Source organism: Micromonospora sp. NPDC049301, from assembly GCF_040678715.1.
GTDB lineage: Bacteria > Actinomycetota > Actinomycetes > Mycobacteriales > Micromonosporaceae > Micromonospora.
The window spans coordinates 233,509-249,783 of the sequence record NZ_JBFAQO010000007.1 but is presented as its reverse complement, the minus strand read 5'-3'; the positions used below and the strand labels follow the sequence as shown (position 1 = coordinate 249,783).

The window sequence follows — 16,275 nt, the reverse complement described above, 5'->3', positions numbered from 1 at the left end:
CCTACTTCGCCAGCAGAGGCTGGATCTTGGCGCAGACGCCGTCGAGCACGACCTTGACGTCCGCGTTCGGCTGCCACAGCGGGTCGAGGCCGGCACGGACCTGTTGGCTCAGCTCGGCCTGCCCGGAGTGGTTGGGCTTGACCACACCATTGGTGATGCCGTCGATGACGACCTTCTGCAGCTGCTCCGGCTTGAGCTTCGGGTTCGTCTTGGCGAGCGTCTCGGCGGTCAGCTGCGACTGTCGGGGCGCCGGGAAGAACTGGGCGAGCTTGGCCGAGTTCGTGGGGTTGGTGAAGAAGGCCAGGAAGTCTGCCGCCTGCTTGGCGTGCGGGCTCTTCTTCAGCACCCCGAGGCCAGCCTGGCCGACCACCGCGTAGTCCCCCTTCGGCCCGGCCGGTAGCGGCACCAGGTCCCACCCGAAGCCGCCGTCCTTCAGCAGCGAGGCGCGGGAGATCTGGGTGATCGTCATGGCCGAGTCACCGGCGAAGAAGTCGGCGGTCGTGCCCGGGCCGGGCAGCGCCTTCTGGGTGAAGGTGGCCTTGTGCAGGGTGGTCATCGCGTCGACCATCTCCGGACTGTTGAAGCCACAGGTCTTGCCGTCCTCGCTCCATGCCTGGGCTCCCCACCCGGTCCAGAAGGTGGACAGGTTGTCCCAGCCCTTGTAGTCGAAATCCCGAATGACCAGGCCGGCCTTGCCGGAGTTCGCCGCCGTCGCCGCGGCCGTGGTCAGGGCGTTGTCCCAGGTCCACTGACCGGCCGCGATCAGTTCGGCCGGGGTCTTCTGCCCGGCCTTCTTGAGCATGTCGGTGTTGACGAAGACCCCGAACGGCGAGGTGGAGAAGGGGTACGCGTACAGCTTCCCGTCGTTCTGCCAGAGCTTGAGGGTGGCGGGGGAGATGTCCTCGTACTGGTAACCCTCGGCCTTCTTGAGCGTGTCGTCGAGGGGCAGCAGCGCGCCCGAGGCGACGAAGTCCGGGGCGGAGTTCTCGAACACCCACGCGAGGTCGGGCGCGTTCCCGCCCGCGATCTGGGTGGTCAGGGTCGTGGTGTAGGTGTCGAACGGCAGCGGGTCGAACTTGATCTCAGCCACGTCAGGGTGGCTCTTGCGGTACTCGTCGGCGATCTCGTTGAACAGCTTGAGGTGCGCCTCGTTGGCCGACCAGACGGTCATCCGCAGCTTCGCCGGGCCGCTGTCGGCGGCCTCGCCACCGCCGCCGCAGGCGGTCAGGGCGAGCGCGCCGGTCAATGCCACGGCGACGCCGCGCAGAGCCTTTCCTGCTCTCACAATTTTCTCCTCACCGGGGGTGTGTGTTCAGTAGCCCGCGATCCGCGGCCAGCGCTGTTCCACGCCGGCCGCGGTGAGGCGGTCCTGGAAGTCGGCCAGCAGACGGGGGGTGTTGCGGACCGCACGCGGGGACTCGCCCCGCGCCAGACAGAAGTCGGCGAGCAGACCGGCGACCTCGCCGACGTTCCACTCGACCGGGTGCAGCCGGTAGCTGCCGTTGGTGACGTGGGTGGTGCCGATGTTCTTGCCGGCCGGCAGCAGGTTCTCCATCCGCCGTGGGATCAGCGCGCCGAGGGGGATCTCGAACGGGCAGGAGCCGACGTCGATGTAGTTGTCGCCGCCGGTCGACGGGTGCAGGTCGATCCGGTACATGCCCACGCCCACCGCGTCCGGGTAGCTGACCGCGCCGTGGTCGCCCCGGACCGCCAGGGACAGGTCCTGCTCGGCCACGGTGTACTCGGCCTGGATCCGGCGGGACTCGCGGATGTACGGAGCCTGGGCCAGGCCGTCCGAGCTGCCGGTCACGTCGCCGCGCAGTCGTAGGCCGGGGAAGCCGGTGCCGCCGTCCGGCCGGGGCGCCTCGGTCTGCAGCCAGTAGAGCACCGAGTACGACAGCTCGCGGGCCTTGGACAGGTGCCACGACGCGTTCGGTACGTCGATGACCGGACCCTCGAAGTAGTCGATCATTGGCCAGTTGACCAGCGTGATGTCGCTGCCGTACGCGCCGTCGGTGAAGTTGCGCCGCGCGGCGATCCGCCGGAACGTCCACAGGTTGCCGTCACCGGGATTGACGCGTTGATCGGCGTTGACGCTCAGCGGATCGTCGTCCGGGTTGGGGGTGAAGCTGCGCTCGACGATCTCCAGCGTGCGCGGGTGCGGTGACTTCCAGGACAGCAGCCGGTCACCCCAGAAGTCGGGCTTGTAGTCGCGCCAGAAGTCGTACCCCGCGGGACGGTCGATGGTGTGGTCGCCGTCGACGTGGTCGAGGGCGAAGCAGACGGACACCGCCTGCATGTTCATCGGCTGGGCCTCGGCCGGGGCGCTCGGCTCACCGGTCTGCGCCTGCGACTCGAACCCGGTGACGTACTCGGTGCCCGTCAGTGGCAGCAACTCGCCGGTCTCGGTGGCGTCCAGGACGTACGGCGCGACCACGTCGATCCGCTCGTCCCGGTCGCGGTGCGCCAGCGTCACGCCGGTCACCCGGTCCCCGTCGGTCTCCGCAGCGACCGGCCGGTACGGCTGCAGCACCCGCAGCCGGCCGGAACCGAGGTACGGGGCGAGCATCTGTTCCAGGACGGCAACGGCCACCCGCGGCTCGTGGCAGAGCCGGCTCACCCAACCCGCACCGGGGTTGAGGTCGGCCCAGGCCCGGGACCGTTCGGTCAACGGGTAGTGGCGACGGTAGTAGTCGCGGATGCCGTTGCGCAGCGCCCGGTAGCTGGCGGTGGCGCCGAACTGCTCGATCCAGGAGTGTTCGTCCGGCGGGACGGCCTGGCTGGTGAGTTGCCCGCCGAGCCAGTCGAACTCCTCGGTCAGGATGACGGACCGGCCGGACCGGGCCGCGGCGAGCGCCGCGGCGACGCCGCCCAGTCCGCCCCCGACGACGAGGACGTCCGTACGCATGAGTAACACGTGCTTCCTTCCAGTTGCGCGGCCGACAGCTCAGCGCCGGTCGACCGCTGGATCAGGGGTGCCGAGGGTGATGCCCTCGACGAGTTCGCAGGCGAGAAGTCGCTGCTGGAGGCCGGCAGCGCTGCCGTCGATGACGCCCGTCAACACCTCGACCGACTGGCGGCCCATCTCCTCGCGAGGGATGCGGAACCCGGTGAACGCGATGTCGGTGGGGACCGGGACCGTCGGATCGCCGAGGGTCACGATCGACAGGTCGCCGGGCACGGTCAGGCCGCGCCGACGGGCGGCCGACTCCAGCGCGACCGCCGTGGCGAAGTCCTCCACGAAGACGACGGTGGTCCCGTCGGCCAGCAGGGTGTCGATGGTCGTGTCGGCGTCCCCGGCCAGCGCCGACATCTGTCCGGCGCTCTCCGCGGTCGTCGCGGCGGCGCGGAACCCATGGAGCCGGTCTTCGGAGGATTCCGCGGTGGTGCCCATGCTCACGTACGTCAGGCGGCGGTGACCGCGCCGTAGCGCCCCCTCGACGAGCCGGGCCACCGCCGAGGCGTAGTCGGCGCCGACGTAGGGGACCGGCCCGCCGGCGTCGTCGCGGCGCCCGACGGCGACGTACGGATATCCGTCACGGTTGAGCCGGTGCAGCTCCGCGCCGTCGATCTCGCGCCCGAGCAGGATGCACCCGTCGGCCAGACGCAGCCGGTTGTCCTGGTGGAAGATGCGTCGCCGGCCGTCCACCACCGGCGCGCTGGTGAGCAGCAGCAGGTCGCAGCCGAACCGCTCGGCGTACTCCTCGATACCGAGCAGGAATGGGTGGAAGAAGTCCCGGCTGCCGCTGGGGAAGGCGGGCTCGTAGGTGAAGACGCCGATGATCCGGTTGAACCGCGAGGCGAGGCGGCGGGCCACGGGGTCGGCGGCGTACCCGGTCTCGGCGATGACCCGCAACACCCGGTCCCGGGTCTCCGGGGCGATGCGGACCTCGGCGTCGGTCCGGTTGTTGAGCACCAGCGACACCGTCGCCTGACTGACACCGGCCATCCGCGCGATGTCACGTTGGGTGACACGTCTGGGGGGAGTGCTCACGTCGGGTCCTTCCGGTGCGGCTAATGCGTATTAGCCCTCGTGTTGGGAAGGAGCTTGGCGGGCCGACCGGTGCATGTCAAGGGGCGGCCGCAAGATTTCGGCGCGATGAACTCCCTGGAGTAATGCGCATTAGCGGTCGGGTCCCCAGCGGTCTGGTCCGCGCCCGGGTGGATCGGCGGGTCGTCGAACCGCCTCTTGACAGAAGCGCCGCCGAACGCGCAACATTCGAGAAACATAGATGCTAATACGTATTAGCTCGGCGGCGCCCAGGGGCAACCGCCGATCGGTGTCCCCTGTGCTCTTACTGAGCGTTACTCCGCGCTGCTCCTGCCGCGAACCGACCGACCGAAGAGGTAGCCGCATGACGAGACCATCCGCCCCGTCCCGACGCGCTGTCCTGGCGGCCGCCAGTGCCGGCCTGCTCGTTGCCGCCGTGGCCGGCGCCGGGCCAGCAGCCGCCGAACCCGAGCTCGACTTCCCCCAGTTCACCTACCAGGGCACCGCGTTCGACAAGGGCATGCTCGCCTTCAACCCGACGAACGAGTTCATCTTCCCCAGCGTCATCCGGGCCGCCGACTACTTCCCCAACCCGCTCGGCACCTACTACCTGTACTACGCGCCGCACGAGCGTCCCGGCGGGATCGCCCTCGCGTACTCCGACTCGATCAACGGCCCGTGGACCGAATACGTCGCCAACCCCCTGATCAGCAACACCTGGCTGCCGCACTACTCCACGGTCAGCCACGTCTCCTCGCCGCACGCGGTGTGGATCGAAGGCGAGGGCAAGCTCTTCCTCTACTTCCACGGCGAGAACTCCATCACCCGGTACGCGACCTCCGACGACGGCATCCACTTCAGCTACGGCGGGACCGCGGTCAGCCGGAACGACACGACCGGTGGCGAGACCTCCTACGCCCGGGTGTTCGAGCAGTCCGTGCCCCGCCTGGGCACCCGGTACCTGATGCTCTTCATGGACAATCCGACCGCGGCGCTGCCCGGACCGACCGGTCCGGTGTCGCGACGGATCCGCTGGGCGGTCTCCAACGACGCGCGGACCTGGGCCATACAGCCCGAACCGATCGTGACCCCGCAGGGCATCGAAGGCCCGAACGCCTCGGGACCGTTCTACCTGCGCTGGAACGACCGCAACCTGGTGATCTTCCACGCCGCCGACGGCAACATGCACGCGGTGGACGTCGGGCAGGACTTCGACCAGGAGATCCACCTCGGCATCGTGCACGACTCGATGTCCGCCGCGCCCGACCTCGGCCGCTCGGCCGCGCCGACGTTCTACTTCGACGGACGTACCGCGCACATGTACTACGAAGCCGGCAGCCGGCTCACCGCGACCATCGGACACGCCACCGCCACCTTGGCAAACCCGCTGCCCGTACGGCAGCTCGATTGTGTGCCGGACCGACCGGTCCTGTGGCCGCCGAACCACAAGCTGGTCGACGTCAACGTCACCGTGGACCTGCACGACGGGGTGCTCGGCCCGAACGCGTTCACCCTGACCAGCGTGACCGGCGGTGACGCCGCGGACGTCAGCGGATTCGCCATCGGCACGCCGGACACGAGTGGCAAGCTACGGGCCGAACGAGCCGGCAACGCGGGGGACCGGGTGTACCACCTCACGTACACCGGCCACGACGAGATCGGACGGCCGGTCGGCTGCACCGTCACCGTCACCGTCCCACACGACCAGGGCGGCAACCGGTAGATCGTCGCCGGCAGTGCGCCCTACCACCTGTGGGCGCACTGCCGGGCGTGCAACAGCTGGTCGAGCGTCCGGGTCGGGCTCAGGCGGGAAAACCGCCCGCCGGCCTGCCCCCGTTTACCCCCCGAAAACCCCCAGCTGTGGTTGACAACCAGTGACAAGAAGCGATTATCGCGTAGGCGTGTCTGTGCAGCTCAGCGCCTACTCCTGGCAGTCAATGACAAGGTCGGGATGGCTACGTTCGGTAACAAGGGGTCGTCGGTTCGAATCCGGCCGTCCCGACGCAGGTCAGAGGCCATTCGGGAATCTCCGGATGGCCTCTTCTGATCTTGTACAGCAGCGAAGTACAGCAACGGCTCATTGATCGAGGCTCTCGCCGAGCCTCCGTAGGGCTTCGCGGGTCGTCTTGGACAAGACCTGGCTGTAGATCTCCATCGTGATCGAGAAGTCTGCGTGTCTCAGGATCGCCATCGCGACCCGAGGGTGCACGTCCAGGTCGACCAGCAGTGAACCGCAGGTGCGTCGTGCGTCGTGAACCGTGATCTTCGGGACGCCGGCGTTCGCGATGCGAGCGTCGTAGGAGCGATCGAAGTTCCGCGGCTCGACCGGTAGCCCGTAGCGGGTCGTGAAAACCATGCCGGTTTCGTGCCACGCCTCGCCGGCCCTCTCCTGTTGATGGACCTCGGCGACAGAGTCGCTCAGTTCAGGTTCTTGATCCGGGATCGTGACAGCAAGTACATCGCGCCCTTCGACGAGGTCTTCAGCGCCGAAGGCATCGAGGTCCTACGAACTCCGCCTCGGTCACCGCGGGCGAACGCGTACACGGAGCGGTGGGTCCGCACGGTCCGCCGTGAGTGCCTCGACCGGATGCTGATCTACAACAGACGACACCTCCTGGCCACTCTCGGAGGGTACGTGGCTCACTACGACGACCACCGGCCGCACCAAGCCCGGGGCCAACAACCGCCCAACGCCACCGACATTCCGCCACGACCGGTCGCCGACCTGATGTCCGCACGAGTGCGCCGTAGAAAGATCCTCAACGGGCTGATCAACGAATACTCCCAGGTGGCGTAGCTCTGACCGACTTTTCGAGCGGTACACGCTCCGACGGCGGATCTCTCCAACCCGACATCCAATATGTGCGTTAGGTCACGGTCAATACCCAAAGGTCATTCGTTGGCGGCCCGGGCCTCGGGCTTGATCCAGCCGAAGGTGCGCTCCACCGCGCGCTGCCAGTTCTCCCGTTCCTCGGCGCGCACGGCGTCGTCCATCTTGGGCACCCAGCGGGCGGCGAGGTGCCAGTTGCTGCGCAGCCCCTCCAGGTCGGGCCAGTAGCCGACCGCCAGCCCGGCGGCGTACGCCGCGCCGAGGGAGACCGTCTCGGCGACCATCGGGCGCACCACCGGCACCGCGACCACGTCGGCGACGAACTGCATCAACAGGTTGTTGGCGGTCATCCCGCCGTCCACCCGCAGCGCCGTCAACTCCAGGCCGGAGTCGGCGTTCATCGCGTCGACCACCTCGCGGGTCTGCCAGCCGGTGGCCTCCAGCACCGCGCGGGCCAAGTGCCCCTTGGTGATGTACGAGGTGAGCCCGACGATCACGCCGCGCGCCTCGCTGCGCCAGTGCGGCGCGAACAGCCCGGAGAAGGCCGGCACGATGTAGCAGCCGCCGTTGTCGTCCACCGTGCGGGCGAGGGTCTCGATCTCCGGCGCCGAACTGATCAGCTCCAGCCGGTCGCGGAACCACTGCACCAGGGACCCGGTGATCGCGATGGAGCCTTCGAGGGCGTAGACGGCTGGCTGGCCGCCGATCTGGTAGCCGACGGTGGTGAGCAGCCCGTGGCTGGAGTGCACCGGCTCCGTGCCGGTGTTGAGCAGCAGAAAGCTGCCCGTGCCGTAGGTGCACTTGGCGTCGCCCGGCGCGAAGCAGGTCTGGCCGAACAGGGCGGCCTGCTGGTCGCCGAGCGCCGCTGCGATCCGCACGCCGGGCAGGACGGCGGTCGCAGTGCCGTACACCTCTGACGAGGAGCGGATCTCGGGCAGCATGGCGGCCGGGATGCCGAAGAAGTCCAGCGAGTCCGGGTGCCAGCCGAGCGCGCGCAGGTCCATCAGCATGGTCCGGCTGGCGTTGGTGACGTCGGTCAGGTGCAGACCGCCGTCCGGGCCGCCGGTGAGGTTCCAGATCAGCCAGCTCTCCATCGTCCCGAAGAGCACCTCGCCGCGCTCGGCCCGCTCGTACAGCCCGGGCGTGTGGTCGAGCAGCCAGCGCAGCTTGGGGCCGGAGAAGTAGGTGGCCAGCGGCAGCCCACAGCGTTGCCGGAGGTCCTCGGCGCCGGGCGCCCGGGCCAGCGTCTCCACCAGTGTGTCGGTGCGGGTGTCCTGCCAGATGATCGCCGGCGCCACCGGGACGCCGGTTCGCCGGTCCCACACCACGGTGCTCTCCCGCTGGTTGGCGATGCCGATCGCGGCGACCTGGCCCGCGACGATGCCGGCCTGGGCGAGGGCCCTCGGCACCACCTTGCCGACGTTGCGCCAGATCTCCAGCGCGTCGTGTTCCACCCAGCCGGGCCGGGGGAAGTGCTGCTGGTGCTCCCGCTGCGCCACGGAGACGAGGTTGCCCCGGCGGTCGAACACGATGCATCGGGTCGAGGTGGTGCCCTGGTCGATGGAGACGACGTAGCTGTCAGTCATTCCTCGTCCTCTCTGGCGCAAAAAGTGGCGGGGCAGGGTGGACGGATCACCAGCGCGCCGCGCCGAGATCCCGGGACACCGCGCGTGCGGCGTCGCGGACGTACGCGACGAGCGTCGGGCGGGGGTGGCGCTGCGCGTCGCAGACGCGGTCGACCGGGCCGGAGAGCCCGATCGCGCCCACGACGAGGCCGCCGTAGCCGCGGATGGGCGCGGCGACACCGGCCTCGCCGAGGGTCATCTCCTCGATCTCGGCGCCCCAGCCGTTGTCCCGGATCTTGGTCAGGGCCCGGCTGAGGGCCCGGGCGGTGACCAGGGTGCGCCGGGTGTACGGCTCGGGTTCGCCCTGCATGACCGCGTTGGCGGCGCCGACGTCATAGGCGAGCAGGACCTTGCCGAGCGCGGTGGCGTGCGGGGGCAGCAGGGACCCGACGTCGAGGGTCTGCAGGGTGTCGTCGGGCCGGAAGACGTGGTGGACCACCAGCACCTTGCCGTCCAACAGGGTGCCGATGCGGACGGCCTCGCCGCTGCGCGCGGCCAGCGGGTCGGCCCAGTTGATGGAGCGTGAGCGCAGTTCGTTGACGTCGAGGTAGCTGGTGCCCAGGTGCAGCAGGGCCGCCCCGAGCTGGTACTTGCCGGAGGTCTTGTCCTGCTCCACGAAGCCGACGTCCTGCAGCGTGCGGACGATGCCGTGCGCGGTGCCTTTGGCCAGGTCGAGGGAGCGGGCGATCTCCCCGATGCCGAGGCGGCCGGAGCTGCTGGCCAGCAGGCGGAGGATCGCCGCGGCCCGCGCGATGGACTGCACCTGACCCGGCATGGGGCGGAATGCTAAACGCGTTTCGGCGGCCGCAACAGTGTTCGGCATTGTCGACCGGGGTTCGTTGACCCGGCCCCGAGGGTTTCCTACGGTTCACCGCACGGTGACGTTACTGCACCGCGGCGTCACCGACCGGCCCTCCACTTCCCCCGACGGGAGGGCTGCCACCCCCACCGTTTCTGGAGGCAAGATGGCGCAACGGTTGAAAGCGCCGGGGCTCGTTGGCGAGTTGGCCGCCGAGTTCGCCGGCACCGCGATTCTCATCCTGTTCGGCGTGGGCGTGGTCGCCCAGGTGGCCGCGGCGGGAACCGGCGAGTTCGACAGCATCGCCTGGGCCTGGGGCCTCGGCGTCACGCTCGGCGTGTACGTGGCGGGCCGCATCAGCGGCGCGCACCTCAACTCCGCGGTCACCGTCGCCCTGGCGGTCTTCAAGGGCTTCTCCTGGCGCAAGGTGCTGCCGTACTCGCTGGCCCAGACCGCCGGCGCGTTCGTCGCGGCCCTGATCATCCGCTGGAACTACAGCGAGGTGCTGTCCCGGTTCGACCCGGGCCTCACCAGCAAGAGCCAGGGCGTCTTCTCCACCATGCCCGGCGCCGGCGTGAGCGAGTGGGGTGGCCTGCGCGATCAGATCATCGGAACGGCCATCCTGCTGTTCCTCGTCCTGGCGGTCACCGACGCCCGCAACTCGCTGCCCGCCGGCAACCTCGCCCCGCTGATCATCGGCCTGATCGTGGTGGCGATCGGCATGGCCTTCGCCGCCAACGCCGGCTACGCCATCAACCCCGCCCGCGACTTCGGCCCCCGCCTCGCCTCGTTCCTGACCGGTTACGAAACGGCCTTCCAGGACACCAGCGGCTATCCGTACTTCTGGGTGCCCATCGTCGGGCCGCTCGTCGGTGGCGTCATCGGCGCCGGCCTCTACGAGCTGATCATCGGCCGCTTCCTGCCCAGCGAGGACGAGCCGGAGCCGGGCACCCTGGCCACCGAGACCGTCGCGGCCCGGGCCGAGCCCGCCCGCGTCTGACATCCGCCGACCCGCATCCTCGCGACCATCACAGAAGGAGGCACCCGCATGGCTGGCTTCGTCGGCGCGGTAGACCAGGGCACCACCAGCACCCGTTTCATGATCTTCGACCACGGCGGCAACGAGGTCGGCCGCCACCAGCTCGAACACCAGCAGATCCTGCCGCAGGCCGGCTGGGTGGAGCACAACCCACTCGAGATCTGGGAGCGGACCCAGACGGTCATCCAGACCGCGATGAACGCCCGTGGCCTGACCGCCTCCGATCTGGCCGCGCTCGGCATCACCAACCAGCGCGAGACCACCGTGGTGTGGAACCGCCGGACCGGCCGGCCCTACTACAACGCCATCGTCTGGCAGGACACCCGTACCGACCGCATCGCCTCGGCCCTGGAACGCGAAGGCAAGGGCGACGTCATCCGACGCAAGGCCGGCCTGCCTCCGGCGACGTACTTCTCCGGCGGGAAGATCCAGTGGATCCTCGAGAACGTCGACGGGGTCCGGGAGGCCGCCGAGCGCGGCGAGGCCGTCTTCGGCAACACCGACACCTGGCTGCTATGGAACCTCACCGGCGGCGTCGAGGGCGGGGTGCACGTCACCGACCCGACCAACGCCAGTCGCACGATGCTGATGAACCTGGAGACGCTGGACTGGGACGACGAGCTGCTGTCCTTCTTCGACATCCCCCGCGCCATGCTGCCGGAGATCCGGCCGTCGTCCGACCCCCGCTCGTACGGCAGCACCCGGCAGCACGGCCCGTTCGCCGGCCGGGTCCCGATCACCGGCGACCTGGGCGACCAGCAGGCCGCCACTGTCGGGCAGGTCTGCTTCGCCCCGGGCGAGGCGAAGAACACCTACGGCACGGGCAACTTCATGCTCCTCAACACCGGCACGGAGATCGTGCGGTCGAAGGCCGGGCTGCTCACCACGGTGTGCTATCAGTTCGGCGACGACGCCCCGGTGTACGCGCTCGAAGGCTCGATCGCGGTCACCGGCTCGGCCGTGCAGTGGCTGCGCGACCAGCTCAAGATCATCAGTACCGCCGCGCAGAGCGAGATCCTGGCCCGCCAGGTGGAGGACAACGGCGGGGTGTACTTCGTGCCCGCGTTCTCCGGCCTTTTCGCACCGTACTGGCGCTCCGACGCCCGTGGCGCGATCGTCGGCCTCTCCCGGTTCAACACCGACGCCCACATCGCCCGGGCCACTCTCGAGTCCATCTGCTACCAGAGCCGGGACGTGGCCGACGCCATGGAGCAGGATTCCGGGGTGCACCTGGAGTGCCTCAAGGTCGACGGCGGCGTCACCGTCAACGACCTGTGCATGCAGATGCAGGCGGACATCCTCGGCGTGCCGGTCAGCCGGCCGGTGGTCGCCGAGACCACCGCCCTCGGTGCGGCGTACGCCGCCGGCCTCGCCGTCGGCTTCTGGAAGAACACCGACGAGCTGCGCGAGAACTGGAACGAGAGCCGGCGCTGGCAGCCGGGCTGGTCGCCGGAGCAGCGCGAGGACGGCTACGGCCGGTGGAAGAAGGCGGTCCAGCGCACCCTCGACTGGGTCGACGTCGACTGACGCCCCACCCCCTCAAGGATCCGGGCGGCCGGCGCCCTTCGCTGGCCGCCCCCACCCTCCTCAGGAGAGAGAAGACGGATGCTTTCCGCGACACTGTCACCGGCCGCCCGCGAGCGGTCCCTGGCCGCCCTCGGCAGCGGCCAGGAACTGGACGTCCTGGTGATCGGCGGCGGCGTCACCGGCGCCGGCTGCGCTCTCGACGCCGTCACCCGGGGTCTGTCGGTCGGGCTCATCGAGGCCGGCGACTGGGCCAGCGGTACGTCGAGCCGGTCCAGCAAGCTCATCCACGGTGGCCTGCGCTATCTGGAGATGCTCGACTTCGGGCTGGTCCGCGAGGCCCTGCGCGAGCGGGGCCTGCTTTTGCAGCGGCTCGCCCCGCACCTGGTCCGCCCGGTGCCGTTCCTCTACCCGCTGCGCCACCGGGGCTGGGAACGGTTGTACGCCGGCGCCGGCGTGCTGCTCTACGACACGTTGAGCCTGTCCGGCCGCCACGCGCGCGGCCTGCCGGCCCACCGGCACCTGAGCCGCCGCGGGGCGCTGCGCGCCTGCCCGTCGCTGCGGCCCGAGTCGCTGGTCGGCGCTCTGCAGTACTACGACGCCCAGGTCGACGATGCCCGGCTGGTGACCTTCCTCGTCCGCACCGCCGCCGCGCACGGGGCGCACCCGCTGGCGCGGGCCCGCGTCGTGGGTTTCCTGCGCGAGGGCGCCCGGGTCACCGGCGCGCGGGTGCACGACCTGGAGACCGACCGGGTGTTCGAGGTGCGCGCCCGGCAGATCATCAACGCCACGGGGGTGTGGACCGACGACACCCAGGCCCTCGTCGGCGAGCGGGGCCAGTTCCAGGTGCGCGCCTCCAAGGGCATCCACCTCGTGGTGCCGCGCGACCGGATCCGGTCCAGCACCGGCCTGATCCTGCGCACCGAGTCCAGCGTGCTGTTCGTGATCCCGTGGGGCCGGCACTGGCTGGTCGGCACCACCGACACCGACTGGGACCTGGACAAGGCGCATCCGGCGGCGACCAGCCGGGACATCGACTACCTGCTGAAGCGCGTCAACGCGGTGCTGGCCACCCCGCTGACCCGCGACGACGTCGAGGGCGTGTACGCCGGCCTGCGCCCGCTGCTGTCCGGAGAGTCCGACGCGACCGCCAAGCTGTCGCGGGAGCACACCGTGGTCAGTCCGGCGCCCGGACTCGTGGTGGTGGCCGGCGGCAAGTACACGACGTACCGGGTGATGGCGCGCGACGCGGTCGATGAGGCGGTGCGCGGCCTCGGCGGCGCGGTGGCCGCCTCGTGCACCGACCGGGTGCCCCTGCTGGGGGCGGAGGGCTACGTCGCCCGGTGGAACCAGCGCCGCCGGCTGGCGCAGCAGTCCGGCCTGCACGTGGAGCGCGTGGAGCACCTGCTGCGGCGCTACGGCGCCGCCGTCGACGAGGTGCTGGCGCTGCTGCGGGAGGACCCCACGCTCGGCGAGCCGCTCGACGGCGCGGAGGACTACCTGCGGGTGGAGGTCGTCTACGCGGCGTCCGCCGAGGGGGCGCTGCACCTGGAGGACGTGCTGACCCGGCGCACCCACATCTCGATCGAGAGCTTCGACCGGGGCCTGATGGCCGCCCGGCCGGCGGCGACGCTGATGGCGCCGGTCCTTGGCTGGGGCGACGAGCGGGTCGACCGGGAGGTGGCGCACTACGTCGCGCGGGTCCGGGCCGAGCGGGCCGCGCACGAGCAGCCCGACGACGCGGCGGCCGACGCCTTCCGGCTGGACGCGCCCGACGTGGTGCCGGCGGTTGCCGTGGCGGCCTGAGCGGGCTCCGGCGGTGTGCCCGGCATGCCGCCGGAGCCGGTGGCCGGGGGTGACAGCCGCCCGGCGGCGTGCCACCATACCGACCAGTCGGTATCCCACCGGAAGGGGCCCGCGACGCCGGGAACGACCGCGACGCGCACGGCGTATCGCACCTGTCCGCTCTGCGAGGCCACCTGCGGCCTGACGCCGACCATCGCCGACGATCGGGTGACCCACGCCCGCGGCGACCGCGAGCACGTCTTCAGCCACGGCTTCATCTGCCCGAAGGGGCCGCGTTCCCGCAGCTCCTCGCCGACCCGGACCGCCTGCGCCGGCCGCTGCTGCGCGTCGACGGCACGCTGCGCGAGGTCGGCTGGGACGAGGCGTTCGCCGCCGTCGAGGCCGGGCTGGCCGCCGCCCGGCCGGCGGCCCCGACGCGGTCGCCGCCTACCTCGGCAATCCCAACGTGCACACGATGGCCGGCGGGCTCCACGTGGGCCCGCTCGTCCGCACGATCGGCACCCGCAACGTCTTCTCCGCCAGCACCGTCGACCAGATGCCCACGACGCTGGACGCTGGGGATCGGCAAACTCAAATGTTGCGCAACTTGTGCCCGCAGCGGGCTGTCGCGAATGGCGCCCGGCCTACGGTCAGTTCACCTCGACCGGATCACGCGACATCCCTGGGAGTGTCATGGCACCTACTCCGCCGACGGACGCTGAACTGAACGTTCTGATTCGCGCCCGGCTCGCCGCGCTCGGCATCGACCTCGACCAACTTCCGCCCGGGACCACCCCCGACCCCGAAACCGGCTCGCCCGGCCGCGACTCCGTGCTCGCCTCCCTGCGCTCCTTCGTGCGGGGCACCGTGGCGACGCTCGCCGCATACCAGCTACCCGCACCCGTTGGCACCGATCCCGAGGTCGCGAACGCGCTGTCGCAGCAGCACGTGCCGGTCCTATACCCCTCCAACAGCACGGAATGGCGGAAGGCATGACGTCCGAACCGTTCGATCGTACGGTCGACCGCCGGGCATTTCTGGCCCGCGCTGCCGCGTTGGCCACCGCCTCAGCCGTGGGCGCCACCGTCGGACTGCCCTCGGTGGCGCTGGCGAGCAGCAGCCTGTCCACCAGCACCGGGCCGGGAACGAGGAGACGGCCGCTGGACCAGCCCGACGCCTACACCGAGCCCCGGCCGGCGGCACTGGCCGAGCCGACCGAGCTGACCATCGCCGAGGCAGGCTGGCTCATCCGCGCCGGCAGACTCACCCCGGAGCAGTTGGTCGAGGCGTACCTGGCCCGCATCGCCCGGTACGACGGCAGCTACCAGGCGTTCAACCTGGTGCTCGCCGACGCCGCCATCGCGGCGGCGAGAGCTGCCGCGCGCCGGCCCCGAGACGGCGTGCTGCACGGCATCCCGTTGGCCATCAAGGACAACTACTACACCGAAGGAGTCCCCACCACCGCCAACTCCTTCCTGTTCCAGGACTTCGTGCCGCCGTACGACGCGACGGCGGTGGCCCGGCTGAAGGCAAGCGGTGCGATCGTGCTCGGCAAGACCCAGATGGGCCCGCTGGCGACCACCCGCGCCACCACGCCAGCCGGTGTGATCACCACGGTGAACGCCTGGGCGCCCACCAACGGCGGCATCGACCCGGGCGGGTCGTCCACCGGCAGCGCCACCGCGGTCGCCGGCCGGATGGCCACCTCCGGCATCGGCACGCAGACCGGCGGCTCGATCACCGCCCCGTCCAACGCGCAGAACCTGACCGGCCTCAAGCCGACCATGGGCCGGGTCTCGGCGGCCGGCATCATCCCGCTCACCTACACTCGCGACCACCCGGGACCGCTGGCTCGGGACGCCAAGGACGCCGCGATCATGCTGACCGCGATGGCTGGCGAGGACGCCATGGACCCGCGCAGCCAGGGCCTGCCCCAGGTGCCCGACCTGATCGGCGCGGCCAGCCCGGTCTATCACCGCCGCCGCGTCAAACTGCGCTGGAACACCCGGATCGGGGTGCTGCCGGGCTTCGCCAACGGCACCTCGCCCACCGCACTGGCCCGTGCGGCGTACCTGGCGCAGCTCGCCGCGATCCCTGGTGCCACCCTGGTGGACGTGCCGCTGCCGGACGAGTGGAGCCTGTTGACCGGCAGCAACTTCAACAACGCCCGGCTGCCCGAGCGCACCGAGCCGTTCATGCCCTACCTGCGCACCGACCTGCGCGGCTTCGGGGTGTCGGTGACCAGCTGGCTGCAGGGAGCGCTGCTGGGTGGCAACGAGTTCATCACCACTCAGCGGGCCAAGCTGCTGCTGCTGGACCGGGTGCTCAACGAGCTCTTCGACGGCTGCGACGTGGTGGTGCAGACCGACCCGGTGCCCTTCGACATCCTGGGCCTGCCCGAGATCGCCTTCCCGATCGGGGCCACCGCCGCCGGGCTGCCGATCGGCACCATCCTGGGCGGCCTCCCGTACGCCGAGGACCGGCTGTTGTCGGTGGTGGCTGCCTACCAGGCGGTGACGGACTGGCATCTGCGGCGGCCGGCCGACCCGCCGACCGACGCCGGCGCCCGTGGTGCGGCTCCGGCCCAAGTGCTCCGCCTGACGGCTGAGGAGGTCGCCGAGCTCAGCCAGTAACGTGCGGACGGCGGGCAGTTGATGCCCGCCGTTCGTTTTCCTCATTGCG

General features: G+C 70.5%; 12 protein-coding genes and 2 pseudogenes. 8 read left to right on the top strand and 6 right to left on the bottom strand.

The window, feature by feature from the left end; genetic code table 11:
- Position 1: 1 nt before the first annotated feature.
- The 3 genes from AB0K07_RS22440 to AB0K07_RS22430 are packed head-to-tail and all read right to left on the bottom strand — an operon-like array spanning position 2 to position 3,994.
- Positions 2-1,285 carry a sugar ABC transporter substrate-binding protein gene (locus AB0K07_RS22440; protein ID WP_363757365.1) on the bottom strand — a complete coding sequence of 428 codons (1,284 nt, stop codon included), beginning with the start codon at positions 1,283-1,285 and terminating at the stop codon, positions 2-4.
- A gap of 27 nt (positions 1,286-1,312) precedes the next feature.
- A complete protein-coding gene (locus tag AB0K07_RS22435) occupies positions 1,313-2,908 on the bottom strand; it encodes an FAD-dependent oxidoreductase (RefSeq protein ID WP_363757364.1) in 1,596 nt (531 codons plus the stop codon).
- 39 nt (positions 2,909-2,947) lie between these two features.
- Positions 2,948-3,994 carry a LacI family DNA-binding transcriptional regulator gene (locus AB0K07_RS22430; protein ID WP_363757363.1) on the bottom strand — a complete coding sequence of 349 codons (1,047 nt, stop codon included), beginning with the start codon at positions 3,992-3,994 and terminating at the stop codon, positions 2,948-2,950.
- 361 nt (positions 3,995-4,355) lie between these two features.
- Between AB0K07_RS22430 and AB0K07_RS22425 the strand changes: the two genes are divergently transcribed.
- Positions 4,356-5,714 (top strand): hypothetical protein, encoded by a 1,359-nt coding sequence (locus AB0K07_RS22425; protein WP_363757362.1) that lies wholly within the window; start codon positions 4,356-4,358, stop codon positions 5,712-5,714.
- Between the two features lie 354 nt (positions 5,715-6,068).
- On the opposite strand, the pseudogene AB0K07_RS22420 reads toward AB0K07_RS22425, so the two are convergent.
- Positions 6,069-6,383: pseudogene (locus AB0K07_RS22420) on the bottom strand (tyrosine-type recombinase/integrase); the annotation flags it as partial.
- Positions 6,384-6,422: 39 nt separating this feature from the next.
- Here AB0K07_RS22420 and AB0K07_RS22415 point away from each other — a divergent pair.
- A complete protein-coding gene (locus AB0K07_RS22415; protein WP_363757361.1) occupies positions 6,423-6,788 on the top strand; it encodes an integrase core domain-containing protein in 366 nt (121 codons plus the stop codon).
- A gap of 95 nt (positions 6,789-6,883) precedes the next feature.
- Here AB0K07_RS22415 and glpK (AB0K07_RS22410) read toward each other — a convergent pair whose 3' ends face one another.
- Both glpK (AB0K07_RS22410) and AB0K07_RS22405 read right to left on the bottom strand, forming a co-directional pair.
- Positions 6,884-8,407, bottom strand: a complete 1,524-nt coding sequence (gene glpK / locus AB0K07_RS22410; RefSeq protein ID WP_363757360.1) for a glycerol kinase GlpK — start codon at positions 8,405-8,407, stop codon at positions 6,884-6,886.
- 46 nt (positions 8,408-8,453) lie between these two features.
- Entirely contained in the window at positions 8,454-9,221 is a 768-nt protein-coding gene (locus tag AB0K07_RS22405) for an IclR family transcriptional regulator (RefSeq protein WP_363757359.1), read from the bottom strand.
- 190 nt (positions 9,222-9,411) lie between these two features.
- On the opposite strand from AB0K07_RS22405, the gene AB0K07_RS22400 reads away from it, so the two are divergent.
- From AB0K07_RS22400 to AB0K07_RS22375, 6 genes and pseudogenes are all read left to right on the top strand, one after another.
- Positions 9,412-10,245, top strand: coding sequence for an MIP/aquaporin family protein (locus tag AB0K07_RS22400; RefSeq protein ID WP_363757358.1), 834 nt, complete (start codon positions 9,412-9,414; stop codon positions 10,243-10,245).
- Positions 10,246-10,293: 48 nt separating this feature from the next.
- Entirely contained in the window at positions 10,294-11,811 is a 1,518-nt protein-coding gene (glpK, locus tag AB0K07_RS22395; protein WP_363757357.1) for a glycerol kinase GlpK, read from the top strand.
- A gap of 78 nt (positions 11,812-11,889) precedes the next feature.
- Positions 11,890-13,614, top strand: a complete 1,725-nt coding sequence (locus AB0K07_RS22390; protein ID WP_363757356.1) for a glycerol-3-phosphate dehydrogenase/oxidase — start codon at positions 11,890-11,892, stop codon at positions 13,612-13,614.
- Between the two features lie 24 nt (positions 13,615-13,638).
- A pseudogene (locus AB0K07_RS22385) lies at positions 13,639-13,830 on the top strand (hypothetical protein); the annotation flags it as partial.
- Positions 13,831-14,286: 456 nt separating this feature from the next.
- Complete coding sequence (locus AB0K07_RS22380; RefSeq protein ID WP_109818861.1) at positions 14,287-14,589, top strand: hypothetical protein; 303 nt, start codon at positions 14,287-14,289, stop codon at positions 14,587-14,589.
- A complete protein-coding gene (locus AB0K07_RS22375; protein ID WP_363757355.1) occupies positions 14,586-16,226 on the top strand; it encodes an amidase in 1,641 nt (546 codons plus the stop codon). The genes AB0K07_RS22380 and AB0K07_RS22375 overlap by 4 nt, the downstream gene beginning before the upstream one ends.
- Positions 16,227-16,275: the final 49 nt, after the last annotated feature.